Below are 17,585 nucleotides of genomic sequence, written 5' to 3'. Positions count from 1 at the left end.
GTCCAGATTTAAATCCAATAGAAAATATGTGGTCACGAGTCAAGGCGATTCGAACTAAGTTTAGAGTTAAAGATATTGATAAATTATTTAAAGATTACTGTAATGATTTATTTGGTATTTAGCTATAAAAGAGGCGCAAAACATTCCGCGCGATTTCTATCAATCTAGCGGTTTAGCGCATATTATTCGATCTGATCAAGAAGCTATCGATGTTGCTGAACAATTAGCTGTGGAATTTACAAAAGAATCAGCTAAACGCGATCATGAACGCCGCTTACCTTTGCAGGAAGTACAGCAATATTCAGCATCAGGTTTGTGGGGCATTACTGTACCGCGTCAATTTGGTGGTGCAGGAGTGGGTTATAAAACCCTTGCAGAAGTGGTCAAAATTATTTCTAGTGCAGACTCATCCCTAGGACAAATTGCCCAAAACCATTGGGCCTTTGTCGAGCATATTCGTTTGGATGCAAATCCATCACAGCAAGAGTTTTTCTTTGATCAAGTCTTACAAGGTAAACGCTTTGGCAATGCATTTTCAGAAAAAGGTTCCAAAACAGTTGCAGATTTAACAACAGCCATTGAGTTTAAAGATGATCATGCGCTCATTAATGGTCAAAAATTTTTTGCAACAGGCGCTTTGCTTGCACATTGGATACCTGTGGTTGCTGTGAATGATGGAAAGCCTTATGCAGCCTTAGTACCCCAGCATACGCCGGGTTTAACCATTATTAATGACTGGAGTGGTTTTGGACAAAGAACGACAGTCAGCGGTTCTGTACTGTTGGACAATGTCAAAGTGGATTTAAATCACATTGTACCCATTCATCAAGCTTTTGAACGTCCAACGGCTGCGGGCGCTATTTCTCAATTCATTCAATCTGCTGTCGATGCTGGTATTGCGCGCGGTGCGATTAATGAAACGATTCAATATGTGCGCCAGCATGCACGTCCTTGGATTGATTCAGGCTTAGAAAAGGCGGTGCAAGATCCGTATACGATTGCCAATATCGGTGAGTTGAAAATTAAACTCCGAGCTGCAGAGGCAGTGTTGGCTTTGGCGGGTGAAGCGATAGACCGAGCCGTAGAGAACCCAACAGAAGAAACGGTGTCAGAGGCAACACTACTGACAGCAGAATCTAAGGTCCTGACGACTGAAATTGCGTTACTTGCGGCGAATAAACTATTTGAACTCTCAGGCACACGATCAACATTGTCTGAGCTGAATTTAGACCGTCATTGGCGTAATGCGCGCACACATACTTTGCACGATCCCGTACGTTGGAAGCTGAATATTGTAGGCAACTACTATTTAAATGATGTACCACTGCCGCGCCATGCTTGGAGTTAAGAGGAGAAGATTATGACGATTCAAAATAATAAACAGCCCTTATCTTTAGGTGCTGACTATGATCAAGTGGCCGCTAAGTTCCGTCCGATTTTTCAGAGAATTGCAGAAGGCGCTTTGGCGCGGGAACAAAATAGGAAACTGCCGTATGACGCAATTTCATTGTTAAAACAAGCTGGATTTGGTGCGGTCCGTGTACCCGTGGCTTTTGGCGGTGCAGGGGTTTCACAAAAACAGTTGTTTCAGTTGTTAATTGAATTGGCTAAGGCCGATTCTAATGTTGTACAGGCATTAAGAGGTCATTTTGCTTTTGTAGAAGACCGTTTAAATGCGCAAAAAACACAAGATCAAACAGTTTGGTTTAAACGCTTTCTGCAAGGCGATTTGGTCGGTAATGCTTGGACAGAAATCGGAAAAGTTGAAATTGGAGATGTTGTTACCCGAGTTACTGAAAATGCGCAAGGTCAGCTAAGGGTCAATGGTCAAAAATACTATTCTACCGGAACAATCTTTGCAGATTGGATCGATCTATTCGCTTTAGATGAAACAACGAATCAACATGTTATAGCCGCAGTTTCAACACATGACGATGGCATACAAGTATACGATGACTGGGATGGCTTTGGCCAAAAAACCACAGGCAGCGGCACACTGAATATTCAAGATGTTAGCATTGATCGTGATCATATTTTGCCGTTCGATCAGCGCTTTAAATATCAAACGGCGTTCTATCAGGTCGTGCATTTGGCAACGCTGGCAGGTATAGCACAAAATGCTTTGGACGTTTTCAGTAATGAAGTCCGTGAACGCACACGTATTTACAGCCATGGTAATGCTGATTTAGTTCGAGATGATGCACAAATTTTACAAGTGATTGGTAAGGCGTCGGCACAGTCTTATGCAGCTGAAGCAATTACACTTCGTGCAGCAGAAGCTTTGGATGTCGCATATTTAAGTCATTTTCAGTCTGATACCCAGTTGGATCAGCAAGCGAATGACCGTGCGGAGCTTGAATCCTCTAAAGGGCAAGTGGTCATATCAGAGTTGGTACTAAATTTAAGTAGTGAGTTGTTTAACGCCTTGGGCGCTTCAGCAAGCTCGACAACTAAACAGTTAGACCGCTTTTGGCGTAATGCTCGTGTAGTGTCATCGCATAATCCACTTATTTATAAACAGAAAGTCATTGGTGATTGGGAGATTAATCAAACGCCGCTACCATATGTATGGCAAATTGGTAATAGTCCAGCAGTTAAGCAACCTGTCATTGCTGCTTAATTAATATCTGAAGATGTTCACTGTGGATGAAAGTAGTCCATAGTGAATTCCTTGTGAAATTATTTTTAAGTTTAAACTTTGTTTTTTTTTGATTTTAAATGACGTTAATCAGCTATATGTAGGATGCAGTTCAATTGATAATCTGTTGAGATAGTCTGGTAAAATGCTATGTCTTGGTATATAGATGTGTTGTTTTAACCAAATATGACGGCAGGATAAACTAAAGTCTAAGGGTTAGTAAGACCATTTTTTTAATTTTAAATCACTCATAGATGGGTTTTCACCAACCTCTAATATTTGAGCTTGTTCTGCGCGCCAGTCCCCTAAAACGATACGTAGTTTGCCATGCACATCATGTATTTGGGGCCGGTGGGTATGTCCATGAATCAGTAGATCGGCTTGGTCTAAAGCTTTTTCTACAGCTTCAGCATTTACATCCATGATTTCATAAGATTTAACTTGCTTGGTTTCTGTACTTTTTTTGCGGAATCCATTGGCGATTTTTTGTCGAATGCTAAGCGGTAAGCTTTTTAAGAAACCTAAAAGCAAAGGATTACGAATCACTTTACGAAACTTTTGGTAAGACATATCATCGGTGCAAAGTAAATCCCCATGTTCGAGGCGAATTTTATAGTTGCTAATGTGGAGATAATCCACGTCTTGTAATAATTGACCGTGAAATTTATCTAAAAACTTTTGACCCAATGCAAAGTCACGATTACCTACTTGGAAATAAATTTGATTTCCCAAAGCAGTAAAATCTTTAAGCGCTGCAATGATTTCGTCTAACCATGGGGCAGTGAAGTCATCACCAATCCAAGCATTAAACCAATCACCTAAAATATACAGCTGGGTATGTTGAGTTTTGTATTGTTCTAACAAAGCTAAAAACCCCCGAACGAGTCGAGGGTGTTCAGGTGACAAATGTAAATCAGCGATAAACAGATAGGTCACGAATCTTTTCCTTATTCTAAAAATCCCTCCCAGCCTCCCTTTGGAAAAGGGAGGAGTTCCGACATTTATTTCATATTGAAACTCCCTCCTTTATTAAAGGAGGGTTGGGGAGAATTTAAAAATTATTCAGAAATGATTTTAGCTGATTCGATTACAACGTTCTCTAGAGGAACGTCTGCGTGGTAGCCACGGTTACCAGTACGAACGCTTTTGATTGCGTCAACAACGTCAAGACCTTCAACTACTTTACCAAATACTGCATAGCCCCAACCTTGCGCTGTTTTACCAGTGTGATTAAGGAAAGAGTTGTTTTTCACGTTAATGAAGAATTGAGCTGAAGCAGAGTGAGGTGCTTGAGTACGTGCCATAGCGATCGTACCAACATCATTGCTTAAACCGTTGTCAGCTTCGTTTTCAATAGAATCACGAGTTGTTTTTTCTTTGAAGTTTTCATCCATGCCGCCGCCTTGGATCATGAAACCATCAATAACACGGTGGAAAATCACGCCGTCATAGAAACCATCGCGAACATACTGTAAGAAGTTTTCAGCAGTTTTAGGTGCTTTTTCAGTGTTAAGCTCAAGAACAATACGACCTTTATTGGTGTTTAATTCGACTTGAGGAAAACTCATTGTGTAATCTCCTGTACATGGACATGAAAGCCATGGGTTTTTTGGTTGTGAGAAGCATAAGCAAACTGTAAACTACAAGGCAAGTAAAAACGTTACTTTCTTTGTTAAAAATAAAGAAAAGCGTTTTAATTATCCTAATTTTATCTTTATAGAAGTGATTTTATTACCATGAAGCCAAACGATGTTGTTTCATCCCTGCCTAACAATCCGACAACCAAGAACAATGCCCCTGTCGAAGCTGCGCAGCAGGAACAACAGCCAGGCTTAGATTTTGTACGTCAAGTCATTACAGATGATTTATCTGCAGGTCGTACCGAACAAGTTGTAACACGTTTTCCACCAGAGCCAAATGGCTACCTACATATTGGTCATGTAAAAGCTATTTGCCTAAACTTTGGTATTGCTCAAGAATTCGCAGGTCTATGTAACCTCCGTTTTGACGATACAAACCCGGATGCCGAAGAGCAAGAGTATGTAGACGGTATTGCCAATGACGTCAAATGGCTAGGTTTTGAGTGGAATGGCGAGCCACGTTATGCATCGAGCTATTTTGATCAGCTTTACGCTTGGGCAGTTCAATTGATTGAACAAGGTGATGCTTATGTGGATTTGCAAAGCCCTGAAGAAATCAAACTGAACCGTGGTAATTTTGTTGAGCCGGGTAAAAACTCGCCGCAACGTGATGCTAGCGTAGAAGAAAACTTAGCGCGTTTTGAACAAATGCGTAATGGTGAGTTGGGAGAAGGTCAGGCAGTACTACGTGCCAAAATTGACATGACTTCACCTAACATTCATATGCGTGATCCTATTTTGTATCGTATTTTGCATTCTGAACATCACCAAACTGGTGATAAATGGAAAATGTACCCAATGTACGATTATGCGCATCCATTATCAGATGCCATTGAAGGAGTTACGCATTCACTGTGTACACTTGAGTTTGTTGATCACCGTCCATTCTATGACTGGGTTGTCGAGAAAGTTAAATCACCATCTGTACCACGTCAGTACGAATCAAGCCGCTTAAATGTGGATTACACCATTACCTCTAAGCGTAAATTACGTAAATTGGTTGAAGGTGGTTTTGTGAATGGTTGGGATGACCCGCGTATGCCGACCGTTGTAGGTATGCGCCGTCGCGGCTTTACTCCAGAAGGTCTGCGTGACTTCTGTAAACGTGTCGGTGTAACAAAAGTCGATGGCAGTATCGTGGATGTTGCAATGCTTGAATACTGCATCCGTCAGTCTTTAGAAAATACTGCTTCGCGTGGTATGGCAGTGTTGAATCCACTCAAAGTGACTTTAACTAACTTGCCTGAAGCAATGGATTTGGTACATGCACGTCATCCAAACGTTGACATGGGTGACCGTATCATTCCGTTGACTCAAGACATTTACATCGACCGTAAAGACTTTGAAGAAGTTGCACCTAAAGGCTTTAAACGTCTGATTCCGGGCGGTGAAGTGCGTTTACGTCATGCGTATGTCATTAAGTGTGATGAAGTGATTAAAGACGAGAACGGTGAAGTGATTGAATTGAAATGTTCAATCGACCCTGAAACTTTAGGTAAAAACCCTGAAGGCCGTAAAGTGAAAGGTGTTGTACATTGGGTTTCTGCAAGCAAGGGTATTGCAGCGGAAGTTCGTATCTACGACCGTTTATTCACTGAATCAGACCCTGAAGTGGGTGATGACTTCCTTGCAAACTTAAATCCAGAATCACTTAAAGTGGTTCAAGCGGTCATTGAGCCTGCATTGGCAGAAGCAAAACCTGAAGATCGTTTCCAATTTGAACGTGAAGGTTACTTTGTTGCAGATCAGTTTGATCATACAGCTGAAAAACCAGTGTTTAACCGCATCTTAGATTTGAAAGACAGTTTTAAACCGGGTAAATAAAATCTTAGTTTTTAAAGGGATTCATCTTTGAATCCCCAATAGGTTAAGATCAAGTAGGTTAAGATTAAGCTCAACTTCGGTTGGGCTTTTTTCATTGTTGAGATGGTTCATTAAGGCAGTACAGAGGGGAAATAAGTGATCATTCGAAATAAAAATAATAGCTTTAAACTTTTATTTGCATGGCATGGCACGATACTCCCAAAAGTCATGCCTGCGTTGGCTGTCGTCGTGAGTTTGTCGGCGATTTTGGTGTATCTTAGCGCTGCACATTACCTGAATACGCCCGAAGTTCCAGCCATCGGGTTTACTATCTTTGGGGTAATTCTGTCGATTTTTTTGAGCTTTCGAAATACTGCCTGTTATGACCGTTGGTGGGAAGGTCGCAAGCTTTAGGGCACATTGATTGCCAATACACGCCACATGATTCGGGATAGTCATGTACTTGAAGATGAGCAAAGAACCGTGTTGATGTACCGCATCATGCTGTTTTGCAATTTGTTACGTGATCGCTTACGCTATGAATCACAAGATATTGTACATTTTAAATACGGTGCAGCTTTAACGGAGCAGCAATGGCAGCAATGCCGAGACAATATCAATGTACCACAGTATTTACTTGAAATTATTCAAAAAGATTTAGTCAAAGCCTATAAGCAAGGTCAGATTACAGACATTATCTACAGCACGCTTACACGTCATACCGTAGCGATGGGTGATATCCATGCAGGCTGTGACCGTATTATGACCACGCCATTGCCATTTTCCTATTCGGTGCTTTTACATCGCGCGGTGTATTCATTTTGTCTGATTTTGCCGTTTAGCCTAGAGGCCAGTTTAGGGATTTGGACACCTGTTATTGTGGCTTTGATTGCATATTTATTTTTAGGTTTGGATGCGTTAAGTGCAGAACTGGAAGAGCCTTTTGGCTTGCAGGAAAATGATTTGCCGCTGGACTCGATTGTACGAAACATTGAGCGTGAAATGTATAGCAGCTTAGAAGTTGAACTTCCGCCGCTGATTAAGACTTTTAACAGTAATTTAAGATAAATTCTTGGCCTAATTTTCAGATAAATTAGGCGATACATACCACGCATATTGATGCTGAAAAAAATCGTCCAAGTGTTGCATAAAGGCCTGTACTTTAGGCGGAACAAAATGTCGATGCGGAATTACCACATAGATTGCTGTGCTTTGAACAGGGATTGCTGGTAGAACTTGGACAAGTCGGCCAGAGAGTAGATCGTCCTCCACATGCCAAATAGAGTGGTTTGAGATGCCTAAACCTGCAAGTGCTGCTTGGTGTACGCCTTCACCTGAGTTGATATGAACTTGTCCTGAAACAGGTATATTTATGTTGTGTTGATCTTGGACGAATGTCCAAAGCTGCGAAACACCCTTAGGGTATTTCTGTAAAATGCATTGGTGTATAGAGAGCTCTTCTAGGGAGTGAGGTTCGCCATGTTGTTCGATATAGCTAGGCGAGGCACACAAAATACGACGGTTTAAGCTGAGCGGTTTAGCAATCAGTGATGAGTCTTCTAACTATCCAATACGTATCGCAACGTCGATACCTGCGGAGACCAAATCTAAATTTTGATCGGTCTGTTCAATATCCAAAGTCAATGTTGGATGCAACTTGGCAAAGGCTGCAAATACTGGCCCTAAAATACGATTTCCAAAAACTTCTGAACAGGTGATTTTTAATACGCCGCTGAGTTGTTGTGGTTCAGGCTGAAATTGGCTCAGGAGAGAATTAAATTGTTCGAATAAGGGAAAACCTTGCTGCAATAAAACAGCACCTTCCTGTGTTAAATGTAGCTGCCGTATAGTGCGATGAAATAAGCGCAGCCCTAAACTTTGTTCAAGTCTGTGTAGACGGCTACTAGCGACAGAAACAGAGAGATTGGCTTCTTTAGCGGCTTGACTGATTGAACCCAGTATCGCCATTCGTGTGAATAAGTCGAAATCTTCAGTTAGCATTATCAATATAATCAAGAAAGTCTTTCTTGATATTCAGGGTTTTTCTGATAAATATCTGTGCCTATTCTGTGTATAAATCAAACACAGGAATTCACCATGAACTATCACAATCTAGGGCAATCTGGCTTACAAGTTTCAGAGTTCGGCTTTGGTGCAGGTACATTTGGCGGGCAAGGCCAAATTTTCTCTGCATGGGGGCAAGCGAGCTTAAATGATGCTCAGCGCATGATTGATCTGTGTATTGATCAAGGCGTGAATTATTTCGATACCGCAGATGCTTATTCAAATGGTGCCTCAGAGCAGATGCTCGGTGCATTACTTCAATCAAAACGCCAAGAGGTGATTATTTCCAGCAAAGTGGGTATTCGCTTACAAGAGGGAATCAATCAAGGTGGATATTCTAGAAACTATCTAATACAAGCTGTGGAAGCGAGTTTAAAGCGTTTAGGCACGGATTATATTGATGTGCTGCAACTGCATCAGTTTGATAGCACGACGCCACTTGAACAGCTGATGCGCAATTTAGATGACTTGGTACGTAGTGGAAAAATTCGCTATATCGGTGCATCGAATTTTTCAGGCTGGCAGCTTATGAAAGCACAATCGATTGCCCAACAGCAGGGCTATGAAAAGCTAAGTGTGCATCAAGTCTATTATTCTTTGATTGGACGTGACTATGAATGGGAGTTGATGCCTGCGCAGCATGATCAACAGATTGGTGCAGTGGTTTGGAGTCCGCTGGGCTGGGGGAGATTAACAGGGAAATTTGATCGTGAGCACGCGATTCCAAAGCAAAGCCGGCTGCATGAAACAGCACAATTCGCACCGCCAGTTCAACACGAGAAGTTATATGCGGTGTTAGATGTAATGCAAGAAATAGCCATGGAAACAGGGCACTCTATCCCGCAGATTGCATTGAATTGGCTGAAAACCAGACCGACTGTGTCTAGTATTTTGATAGGCGCACGTAATGAACAGCAACTGTTGGATAACCTTGCGGCGAAAGATTGGTCGTTAAGCGTAGAGCAGTTAGCCCGATTAGACGCAGTCAGTGCAGTGTATCCACCTTATCCATACTATCCCTATTGGAATGGGCAATTTACAGAGAAGAATCCCACGCTAGTGACATCAGCATTTATTACAGAACATACAGCATAATAGGGCAATAACAATTCAGTGGTAGGCAATGATCAGTTCTCTGTGCTATCACTGAATAAAATTAAAATACTGTAGGAATGCTGATGAGTGTCGTGATTGAAACCCAGATGTTAATTCGTAAGTCCATCAATATCGTATTTAATGCTTTTGTTGATCCTTTAATAACACAGCATTTTTGGTTTAGTGCATCGAGTGGCTATCTAGAAGAAGGTAAAACCGTGCAATGGACTTGGCAGAAATATAATGCAGTCGCCGATGTAGACGTGCTGAGTATTAAGGAAAACAAATTAATTCAAATACAGTGGGGAGAACCAAAAACTCAAGTCGATTTTATTTTTGAGCAGATTAGCCCGATGGAAACCTACGTTCGTATCAAACATTCAAAGATTCCTCTGCAAGGTCAGGCATTAATTGATTTTATTATCGATAGTACAGGTGGTTTTACAACGGTTTTGGATGCAGCCAAAATTTATTTAGAACATGGCCTGCAAAGCAATTTGGTTGAAGATAAATTTCCACCTTTTAGCAATGCGAACTTTTAGCAATGTGAAGAGTGACCAAAATTAAGCATGACATCTGATACGCCGTAAGGAAAAGCTTGTGTATTAGCGCAGTATTTCTAAGCAATGTGCTGATGTATTGAAATTTGATAAAGCCACGGTTCAATGCTGCTGCAGTGAATTAACGATTTTTATGTTCTTCACGCTTTAAATAGGTATAAACCGGCATCTGCATTTTGGCTTTTTCGCGCAGTTTCTTTTTGATATAGAACACCAGTGCAAAGCAAGTAGTGGTCACGGTCAGCATCATACTGCTCATAAAACTCATCAGAGAACTGACATAGCCAATCGTGGTGAGTCGGTTCATCATACGGAACACTTGAGGACTACTTTCAACGCCGGTAATAGCCCATGTGCATAAGTGTTCACAGTTATTAATAATCAGATGATAGTTGTTTTCATGCATGCGAGAGCGCATACGACGCACCACTTTACGACCTTTAAATTTTGGATTGCTATATGACTGAACGATAATTTTTTTGCCGTGGCTGAATTTTTCGATCGAAGTCATTTCAATTGGATGTTTTTTGAAAAGGTGTGCAAAACCAGAGTAGTGAATGACTCTACCGCGGCCGGCATATATGCCATGATGGCTATAACCGAAGTGTTTAACAATAAGATGTGTTCCAAGAGGAAAACCATCTTTCTGCACGTGCATGAATTTACCAGTCCTACTTTAAATCCGAATTATTTTTAAAGATTAGTCTACTTTTAATCTGTGAATTAATCGACTATTTTAGCGATGATTTAGCTAAAATTTGTTCGATTTTTAACGCACGCTATGGATAGGGTCATGCTTCGACTTCAATCAACCTCAATGTTTAAAAAAATGCGCTTTATGATGCTGCTCGGTCTGATTTTCTCACCGACTATTTCCTATGCCAATATTCAAGCGAAACGTGTCAGTCAGCCCATTGCCGTGGATGTGGTTGAAATTTCGGATCTGAGTCAACTGAAGCTCTATTTATATAATGCAGAGCAGCAGCCATATCGAGACTTACAGCGTTTAAAGCAGGCATTAGCGCGTAAATGTAATACGATGAACTTCGCAATGAATGCAGGGATGTATCATGCAGATTTAGCGCCTGTTGGTCTTTACGTTGAAAATGGGCTGCAGAAAAAAGCCTTGAATCGTGCAACACGAGGCTTTGGCAATTTCTTAATTCAGCCGAATGGTGTTCTAGCATGGAATGACAAGCAAGCGGTGATATTAACTACACAAAAATATGCTTCCACAAATTTTAATGCACGTTATGCGACGCAGTCAGGCCCGATGCTAGTGGTAGATGGAAAAATCAATTCAAACTTTATCCCACAGTCAGATTCATTGAAAATCCGCAATGGTGTGGGGATCAAAAACGGTAAGTTGTATTTTGTGATCAGTCGTGAAGGCGTGTCGTTTTATGCATTTGCACAATATTTTAAGCAGCAATTATCGATTAACAATGCCTTGTATTTAGATGGATCTGTGTCTAGTGCAGATATTCAAGCATTGAATAGACATGATTCAAGTTTGAAAGCTTTAGGGCCAATTGTAGCGTATACAACAGCATTTCAATGCAAACAATAAAAGCCCGAATGGTCGGGCTTCATGTATACAGTCTTTAGATTGATAGCAACTACTGTTTATTTGCCGACTAAACCTAAAAAGGTACTTTGGGTTTGGCACATTTGAATGGCTTGTTCTTTAGATTGTTGCTTGATACTTTCTTCAAACTGTTTTTTCTGTTCTTTGATTTGCTCTTCGTTTAAGCCCATTTGTTTCGATAAGGCTTCGAGTTTATCCCAAGATTCTTCGCATTCTTTGGGAATTTGGCTACAAGCACTTAGACTAAGTATGCAGCAGGCGATTAGGCAAATTGTTAATTTATTCATGTTCATTCCTTTAGTTTTTATATCAATGCTGTTTAGAGGTCTTCGGCATCATATTTGATGCAATATTAGGTTTTATTGTCGTGTGTTTAAAAATTAGACATCACTGAGTTGCCTTGGAGCATAGCATAAAAGCTGTAAATAGCGATGTGGCCAATCCACAAAACCTAATCTGTAAATAAGCGGCATCATTATGATTATTTTAAAAATGAAAAAGGCACTCTGTAAATAGAATGCCTTGTTTGAACACTGAATGTTCAGACTCTACTGTAGAGGTAGATGCTGGATTTCATTTAATTCCTTACGGCTATAACCGCGCGAAGCGAGCACTTTTTTAATACCGAGGATAACATCTTCATCTGTTGCCTTTGTAAGAGCAGCAATAAGCTGTTCATTGGTTTTACAAGAGCAATCATTTTCAACACAGGCAATTTGATTCTTATGCCCGTTTTGCTGTTCATTAGCGAACAACTTATGCCAAAAACTCATAGAGCCTTCATTTGCGACCTAACATAGGACGAAATATAACCAATCCAATAAATAAAGCAAGACTACTAAAGTGAAATTTTAGCCAGTTGAATGATCATTTTTTCGATTGGACTTTTAGAATCTTTGCTTAATTGATATAGAAAGGTATCCATTACACCGCATGTGGCGAGAATATAAAGCTTTTTTAGTATATAAAAAAGGAGCTTTTAGAAAGCTCCTTTTATGACAACAACATGACTTGAAATAATTTGTTTAAATCTTCTCAAGAAACACACCAGACTCTACATGGTGTGTATAAGGGAACTGATCAAACAAGGCAAATTTGCTGATTTTATGCGTTTGTGAAAGTAGTTTGAGATTGTCATGCAAAGTATCTGGGTTGCATGAAATATAGATAATGCGTTCAAAACGTTGCAACAGTTTTAGTGTTTCATCATCGATACCTGCACGCGGTGGATCGACAAATACCGTATCGAAGTAATAGCTTGAAATTTCAATTTCGGCTTCTTCAAGGCGGCGGAATGTACGTTCAGCATTGAAGGCTTGGGTAAACTCTTCAGCAGATAGACGAGCTACTTGGATATTATCAATGCCATTTTGCTCAATATTCCACTGTGCTGCATAGACTGAAGACTTAGCTAATTCTGTTGCTAAAACGCGATTAAAGCGTGTAGAAAGAGGCAGTGTGAAATTACCATTACCACAGTAGAGCTCAAGTAAGTCTTTGTCTGAGTGATCGGCAGCCTGACACGCCCATTCCAGCATTTTTTGACACACGCCAGCATTGGGCTGAGTGAAACTACTTTCAATTTGTTTGTACTGATATTTACGGTCAAATACTTGGAGTTCTTCAACCACATAGTCATCAGTTAAAATCACACGCTGACCACGACTACGACCATAAATCTTGATATTGAGCTTGTCAGACAGGGCTTTGGCAGCAATTTCCCATTCAGCATTGAGCGGGCAACGGTAAACCAATGAAACCAGCATTTCACCTTTCAGGGTTGCTAAGAAATGAACCTCAAATAAACGGCTCGATAAGATCTCTTGTGCCTTGAGTTCATTTAATAATATTGGCATTAAGTCATTAATGCTTTTATCTGCAATAGGGAAATCTTTAATTTCTACAACTTGTTTTTCATTGTCTGCATTGCGTTCAAACATTGCATAGAACATATCATTTTCAGTATGCCAAATTCGGAATTCCGCTCGCATACGAAAGTTTTGTTCAGCAGAAGGAAAAACTTCTAAAGAGGGAGGGTTGTATTCTGAAAATTGAGCCGTAATGCGGGCAACTTTGGCATCAAGTTGTTGCTGATAAGTTGAAGTCATATGCAGTAAAAAATCGCAAACATATTAAAAAAAGTCATGTTAGCAAAATTCACCTTATAAGACTAAATTAATTCCACTTTTGGCTGTATTTATCTGTAGAGAAGATGAATCTGAATACGCTAAACAGAACTTTTATCGAGGGGAAGTTAAAAAAACGCTCAATCTTTATGGAACATTCATAAAGATTGAGCTAAGTGAGGAACTGATTAGTTGGAGTTCATTCCAACATTTAATTCATCGTCATTAAGCTGGCATTACCACCGGCTGCCGCAGTATTGACACTGATTGCACGCTCAATCACGAAACGTTCTACAGGGATGTCATATTGGCCTGAAGCTAAATGCGTAATGCCAATAATTGCACCTTCACGAGACGCGATGACTTGTTGAATTTTTAATAACTCAGCTTTTTCACCATGGTGTAAAACTGCATCAAAATTGCCATGATAAATATCCGTGATCACTTTAAATTGGTCCACGAGGATTTTCGGCATACTATTTAAGTGTTTCAACACAAAAGTATTGTCTGCAAGTACCACAGGCTGACTACCTACCGATAAAATCGCAGCAATTTGATTCAGTTGATCTGCATCATTATTAGCCAATGAAAGCACACCTTTACGTGCCAAAATGGCATATTGGTTGTTTTCACCGGTTGGGCCTTGTAGCTCAAAACTTTGTCCAGCGGCTATGGCCTGCGGTGCTTGAATCGCAATGCCTGAAAAATGCTGCTTCGCCCAAGTGTTAAAAGCTTCATATGCAGGGAAATGTGCAGCTTGTGTTTCTGCCTGAGCCGCATAAGGTGTAGCCAATTTTTTCTCAGAAACTTGATGCATTAAACGGTAAAGATATAATGGACCGCCAGCTTTTGGACCTGTACCTGATAAGCCTTCGCCGCCAAAAGGTTGTACACCTACTACTGCACCTACAATATTACGGTTAATGTACAAGTTGCCGACTTCTGCATGACCGATGACTTTTTGAATCGTGTCATCAATACGTGTATGCAAGCCCATGGTTAAACCATAACCTTTGGCATTAATTTGTGTTAATAGGTTTTCAATCTCACCATATTTGTAGGTAATTAAATGCAATACTGGCCCAAAAACTTCGCGTTCTAAATCATTTAAATTTGGCAGTTCAATCAAAGTTGGTGCAACGAAAGTTCCCGTACTTAAGGCATTGCCATCAACATTAAACATGATTTGATGTACTGGATAGCCTTTGCTACGCATCTTCTCAATATGTTTTTCAATATTTTGCTGTGCTTCAAGGTCGATCACTGGGCCAATGTCAGTTGCTAAAAGTGTAGGATTTCCGACACGAAGTTGCTTCATCGCACCTTGTAACATGGTACGGACAACGTCCACATTATCTTCTTGTACACAGAGAATACGTAGGGCAGAACAGCGTTGACCTGCACTGTCATAGGCAGAATTAACGACATCTAATACCACTTGTTCTGTCAATGCTGATGAGTCAACAATCATGGCATTTTGACCGCCAGTTTCAGCAATCAATACCACGCTTTCGCCAAATTGGTTTAAGCGCTGTGCCACGGTTTTTTGCAAGATACGTGCGACTTCCGTTGAGCCAGTAAACATGATGCCTTGGACACGTGAGTCCGCGCTGAGTTTGGCACCAATGATTTCGCCACGGCCAGGAAGGAGTTGCAATACATCAAACGGAACACCTGCTTCCCATAAAATATGTACAGCTTGAGCAGCAATCAGAGGCGTTTGTTCAGCAGGCTTGGCAATCACGGTATTACCTGCAACCAAGGCTGCAGCAATTTGACCTGTGAAAATAGCAAGCGGGAAGTTCCATGGGCTAATGCACAGCACAGTACCTAGGGGTTCAATTTGCGTATTCTCTGCTAGATCAATTATTTGAGCTGCATAATAACGTAGGAAATCTACAGCTTCACGGACTTCAGCAATAGCATTGGCATAAGTTTTACCACTTTCACGTGACAACAACACCATCAGAGATTGCAATTGTGCTTCCATCAAATCCGCCGCACGGTTTAAGCATGCTGCACGCTGATCTTTGTCTAAAGTTTTCCATGAACCTTGGGCATTTACCGCATTATTGAGAGCGATTTCCGCTTGTTCTAAACTGGCTTCGCTGACACTACCGACCACATCACTACGGTTTGCAGGGTTTGTAATGTTGATACTTGCAGTATGAATTTCTTCTAAATTAGCGCCCATTGCACTAGCATGCCACTGGGTATGTGCATACTGTACTGCCGTGGTATTGAGCTGAGATAAGTCGCGATCATTGGCTAAATCGAGTCCTTTTGAGTTCCGACGTTCTGTGCCATACAAATCTTGCGGAAATGGGATAGAGGGATGCTTAGCTCCAGTGATACCTTCTTTTTCAGCCGTCGCTAATATCGTCTGTCTTGGATTTTCAATTAAATCTTCAATTTTTAAATTTTTATCTGCAATACGGTTGACGAAAGAGGTATTCGCACCATTTTCCAGTAAACGTCGAACTAAATAGGCCAATAAGGTTTCATGGTTACCCACCGGTGCATAAATACGACATGGCACACCCAGTTTGTTGTCAGATTTCGAACCCACCACTTGTTCATAGAGGGGTTCACCCATGCCGTGAAGGCACTGAAATTCATACTGGCCTGGATAGTAAAGCTCTGGCTGTGCTAGTTGGTAAATCGTAGCTACGGTTTGCGCATTGTGTGTTGCAAACTGAGGATAAATTTGCTCAGGTGCTGCCAAGAGCTTTTTAGCACATGCAATATAAGACAGGTCGGTATGAACTTTGCGCGTAAATACAGGATAGTCACTCATACCTTCAATTTGCGCTTTCTTAATTTCGCTGTCCCAGTATGCACCTTTCACTAAGCGGATCATTAAACGTTTTTGGCTACGCTTAGCGAGGTCAATAATATGGTCGACCACATAGAAACAGCGTTTTTGGTAGGCTTGAATCACAAATCCAATACCTTTCCAGTCCGCTAATTTAGGCTCAAAACACAGGCGTTCGAGTAGTTCCAAAGAAATTTCTAAACGGTCAGTTTCTTCAGCATCAATGTTTAAACCAATATTGTAATGCTTAGCTAATACAGCAAGTTCTAGCACTTTGCCATACAGTTCATTATGCACACGGTCGATCTGTGAACGTTGGTAGCGTGGGTGTAGGGCAGACAATTTGATCGAAATACCTGCGCCGTTATAAACATCCTTTCCTTCAGAAGCTTGACCAATCGCGTGGATCGCATCGGTATAGTCTTGATAATAACGTTCTGCATCAGGTTCAGTTAATGCTGCTTCACCTAACATGTCATATGAATAGCGGAAGCCTTTGTCTTCTAATACTTCTGCATGTTTAAGCGCTTCATTGATGGTTTCACCTGTAACAAACTGTTCGCCCATCATACGCATAGCCACGTCGACAGCTTTACGGATAATGCCACGTCCACTGCGTGCTAAAATACCGGTGAGTAGGGTAGACAGACTTTTTTGTTGAGGGGTTTCCATTAGTTTTCCCGTCAGCATTAATCCCCAAGCAGCAGCATTTACGAACATGAGGCTACTTTGGCCAACATGATCTTTCCAGTTACCTTGGTTGATTTTATCTTTGATCAGTAAATCACGTGTTGCTTTGTCTGGAATACGGAGTAGCGCTTCAGCTAAACACATGAGCGCGATGCCTTCCTGAGAAGACAATGAAAACTCTTGTAGCAAGCCTTGTACAATGCCTGCTTTACCTGTACCGCTTTTACGTTCACGTAATGAATGGGCTAAGTCAAAAGCCAATTGTTGAATTTGATCGCTGATCGGGGAAGGGATTTCACTGTGTGCTAATAAGTTTTCAATGCACTCAGTTTCAGCACGACGCCATGCTGTATTAATCAATTGTTCAAAGCTATTCTTGTCTTTAAATTCAGTGATGTAGTCATCGCTTCCCGTGACTTCAAATACTTTTCCATTCATGTTTCAATTTTCCGTGTCAAAGTTCTATGACGAGCAAATAAATCTTGAGCTTGATCCTTTATTTAATTTATCATCACAGAATATTTAGCGAATAACTCACTATAGTTTTAATAATATTTAGAGAAAAA

Annotated in this window: 13 protein-coding genes and 2 pseudogenes; 7 read left to right on the top strand and 8 right to left on the bottom strand. The window is 40.8% G+C overall.

The window, feature by feature from the left end; translation table 11 throughout:
- The first annotated feature begins 124 nt into the window (after positions 1–124).
- Positions 125–1,348 (top strand): SfnB family sulfur acquisition oxidoreductase, encoded by a 1,224-nt coding sequence (locus FTU38_RS08380; protein WP_373683979.1) that lies wholly within the window; start codon positions 125–127, stop codon positions 1,346–1,348.
- 12 nt (positions 1,349–1,360) lie between these two features.
- Positions 1,361–2,620, top strand: a complete 1,260-nt coding sequence (locus tag FTU38_RS08375; protein WP_180110965.1) for an acyl-CoA dehydrogenase family protein — start codon at positions 1,361–1,363, stop codon at positions 2,618–2,620.
- Positions 2,621–2,854: 234 nt separating this feature from the next.
- Here FTU38_RS08375 and FTU38_RS08370 read toward each other — a convergent pair whose 3' ends face one another.
- Both FTU38_RS08370 and FTU38_RS08365 read right to left on the bottom strand, forming a co-directional pair.
- Positions 2,855–3,574, bottom strand: a complete 720-nt coding sequence (locus tag FTU38_RS08370; protein WP_180110964.1) for a UDP-2,3-diacylglucosamine diphosphatase — start codon at positions 3,572–3,574, stop codon at positions 2,855–2,857.
- A gap of 122 nt (positions 3,575–3,696) precedes the next feature.
- Positions 3,697–4,206, bottom strand: coding sequence for a peptidylprolyl isomerase (locus FTU38_RS08365; protein WP_078193500.1), 510 nt, complete (start codon positions 4,204–4,206; stop codon positions 3,697–3,699).
- A gap of 168 nt (positions 4,207–4,374) precedes the next feature.
- Between FTU38_RS08365 and FTU38_RS08360 the strand changes: the two genes are divergently transcribed.
- Both FTU38_RS08360 and FTU38_RS08355 read left to right on the top strand, forming a co-directional pair.
- On the top strand, positions 4,375–6,102 hold the full coding sequence (locus tag FTU38_RS08360) for a glutamine--tRNA ligase/YqeY domain fusion protein (protein ID WP_180073620.1): 1,728 nt from the start codon (positions 4,375–4,377) through the stop codon (positions 6,100–6,102).
- A gap of 135 nt (positions 6,103–6,237) precedes the next feature.
- Positions 6,238–7,149 (top strand): annotated as a pseudogene (locus FTU38_RS08355) (bestrophin family protein).
- Positions 7,150–7,158: 9 nt separating this feature from the next.
- Here FTU38_RS08355 and FTU38_RS08350 read toward each other — a convergent pair.
- Positions 7,159–8,082, bottom strand: a pseudogene (locus tag FTU38_RS08350) (LysR family transcriptional regulator).
- Between the two features lie 96 nt (positions 8,083–8,178).
- On the opposite strand from FTU38_RS08350, the gene FTU38_RS08345 reads away from it, so the two are divergent.
- Positions 8,179–9,240, top strand: coding sequence for an aldo/keto reductase (locus tag FTU38_RS08345; protein ID WP_180110963.1), 1,062 nt, complete (start codon positions 8,179–8,181; stop codon positions 9,238–9,240).
- 83 nt (positions 9,241–9,323) lie between these two features.
- Positions 9,324–9,782 (top strand): SRPBCC domain-containing protein, encoded by a 459-nt coding sequence (locus FTU38_RS08340; protein WP_373683977.1) that lies wholly within the window; start codon positions 9,324–9,326, stop codon positions 9,780–9,782.
- 139 nt (positions 9,783–9,921) lie between these two features.
- Here the strand turns inward: FTU38_RS08340 and FTU38_RS08335 are convergent, their stop codons facing one another.
- Complete coding sequence (locus tag FTU38_RS08335; RefSeq protein ID WP_078193494.1) at positions 9,922–10,458, bottom strand: lecithin retinol acyltransferase family protein; 537 nt, start codon at positions 10,456–10,458, stop codon at positions 9,922–9,924.
- Positions 10,459–10,593: 135 nt separating this feature from the next.
- Here FTU38_RS08335 and FTU38_RS08330 point away from each other — a divergent pair, with 135 nt between their 5' ends.
- Positions 10,594–11,370 carry a phosphodiester glycosidase family protein gene (locus tag FTU38_RS08330; RefSeq protein ID WP_257225697.1) on the top strand — a complete coding sequence of 259 codons (777 nt, stop codon included), beginning with the start codon at positions 10,594–10,596 and terminating at the stop codon, positions 11,368–11,370.
- Positions 11,371–11,426: 56 nt separating this feature from the next.
- On the opposite strand, the gene FTU38_RS08325 is transcribed toward FTU38_RS08330, so the two are convergent.
- From FTU38_RS08325 to putA, 4 genes are all read right to left on the bottom strand, one after another.
- A complete protein-coding gene (locus FTU38_RS08325; RefSeq protein WP_180041590.1) occupies positions 11,427–11,675 on the bottom strand; it encodes a hypothetical protein in 249 nt (82 codons plus the stop codon).
- A 261-nt stretch (positions 11,676–11,936) separates the two neighbouring features.
- Complete coding sequence (locus tag FTU38_RS08320) at positions 11,937–12,161, bottom strand: hypothetical protein (RefSeq protein ID WP_168378613.1); 225 nt, start codon at positions 12,159–12,161, stop codon at positions 11,937–11,939.
- 252 nt (positions 12,162–12,413) lie between these two features.
- On the bottom strand, positions 12,414–13,496 hold the full coding sequence (gene trmA, locus FTU38_RS08315; protein WP_168378612.1) for a tRNA (uridine(54)-C5)-methyltransferase TrmA: 1,083 nt from the start codon (positions 13,494–13,496) through the stop codon (positions 12,414–12,416).
- Positions 13,497–13,725: 229 nt separating this feature from the next.
- Positions 13,726–17,457 (bottom strand): trifunctional transcriptional regulator/proline dehydrogenase/L-glutamate gamma-semialdehyde dehydrogenase, encoded by a 3,732-nt coding sequence (putA, locus tag FTU38_RS08310; RefSeq protein WP_180110961.1) that lies wholly within the window; start codon positions 17,455–17,457, stop codon positions 13,726–13,728.
- Positions 17,458–17,585: the final 128 nt, after the last annotated feature.

Source organism: Acinetobacter sp. YH12098 (genome assembly GCF_013419235.1).
Lineage (GTDB): Bacteria > Pseudomonadota > Gammaproteobacteria > Pseudomonadales > Moraxellaceae > Acinetobacter > Acinetobacter amyesii.
This window is presented reverse-complemented; position numbering and strand designations above follow the sequence as displayed.

Coding starts and splice junctions, on each gene's coding strand:
- FTU38_RS08320 (WP_168378613.1), bottom strand. CDS start 12,161: ATGAGTTTTTGGCATAAGTTGTTCGCTAATGAACAGCAAAACGGGCAT.
- FTU38_RS08340 (WP_373683977.1), top strand. CDS start 9,324: ATGAGTGTCGTGATTGAAACCCAGATGTTAATTCGTAAGTCCATCAAT.
- putA (WP_180110961.1), bottom strand. CDS start 17,457: ATGAATGGAAAAGTATTTGAAGTCACGGGAAGCGATGACTACATCACT.
- FTU38_RS08360 (WP_180073620.1), top strand. CDS start 4,375: ATGAAGCCAAACGATGTTGTTTCATCCCTGCCTAACAATCCGACAACC.
- FTU38_RS08325 (WP_180041590.1), bottom strand. CDS start 11,675: ATGAATAAATTAACAATTTGCCTAATCGCCTGCTGCATACTTAGTCTA.
- FTU38_RS08375 (WP_180110965.1), top strand. CDS start 1,361: ATGACGATTCAAAATAATAAACAGCCCTTATCTTTAGGTGCTGACTAT.
- trmA (WP_168378612.1), bottom strand. CDS start 13,496: ATGACTTCAACTTATCAGCAACAACTTGATGCCAAAGTTGCCCGCATT.
- FTU38_RS08330 (WP_257225697.1), top strand. CDS start 10,594: ATGCTTCGACTTCAATCAACCTCAATGTTTAAAAAAATGCGCTTTATG.
- FTU38_RS08335 (WP_078193494.1), bottom strand. CDS start 10,458: ATGCACGTGCAGAAAGATGGTTTTCCTCTTGGAACACATCTTATTGTT.
- FTU38_RS08345 (WP_180110963.1), top strand. CDS start 8,179: ATGAACTATCACAATCTAGGGCAATCTGGCTTACAAGTTTCAGAGTTC.
- FTU38_RS08365 (WP_078193500.1), bottom strand. CDS start 4,206: ATGAGTTTTCCTCAAGTCGAATTAAACACCAATAAAGGTCGTATTGTT.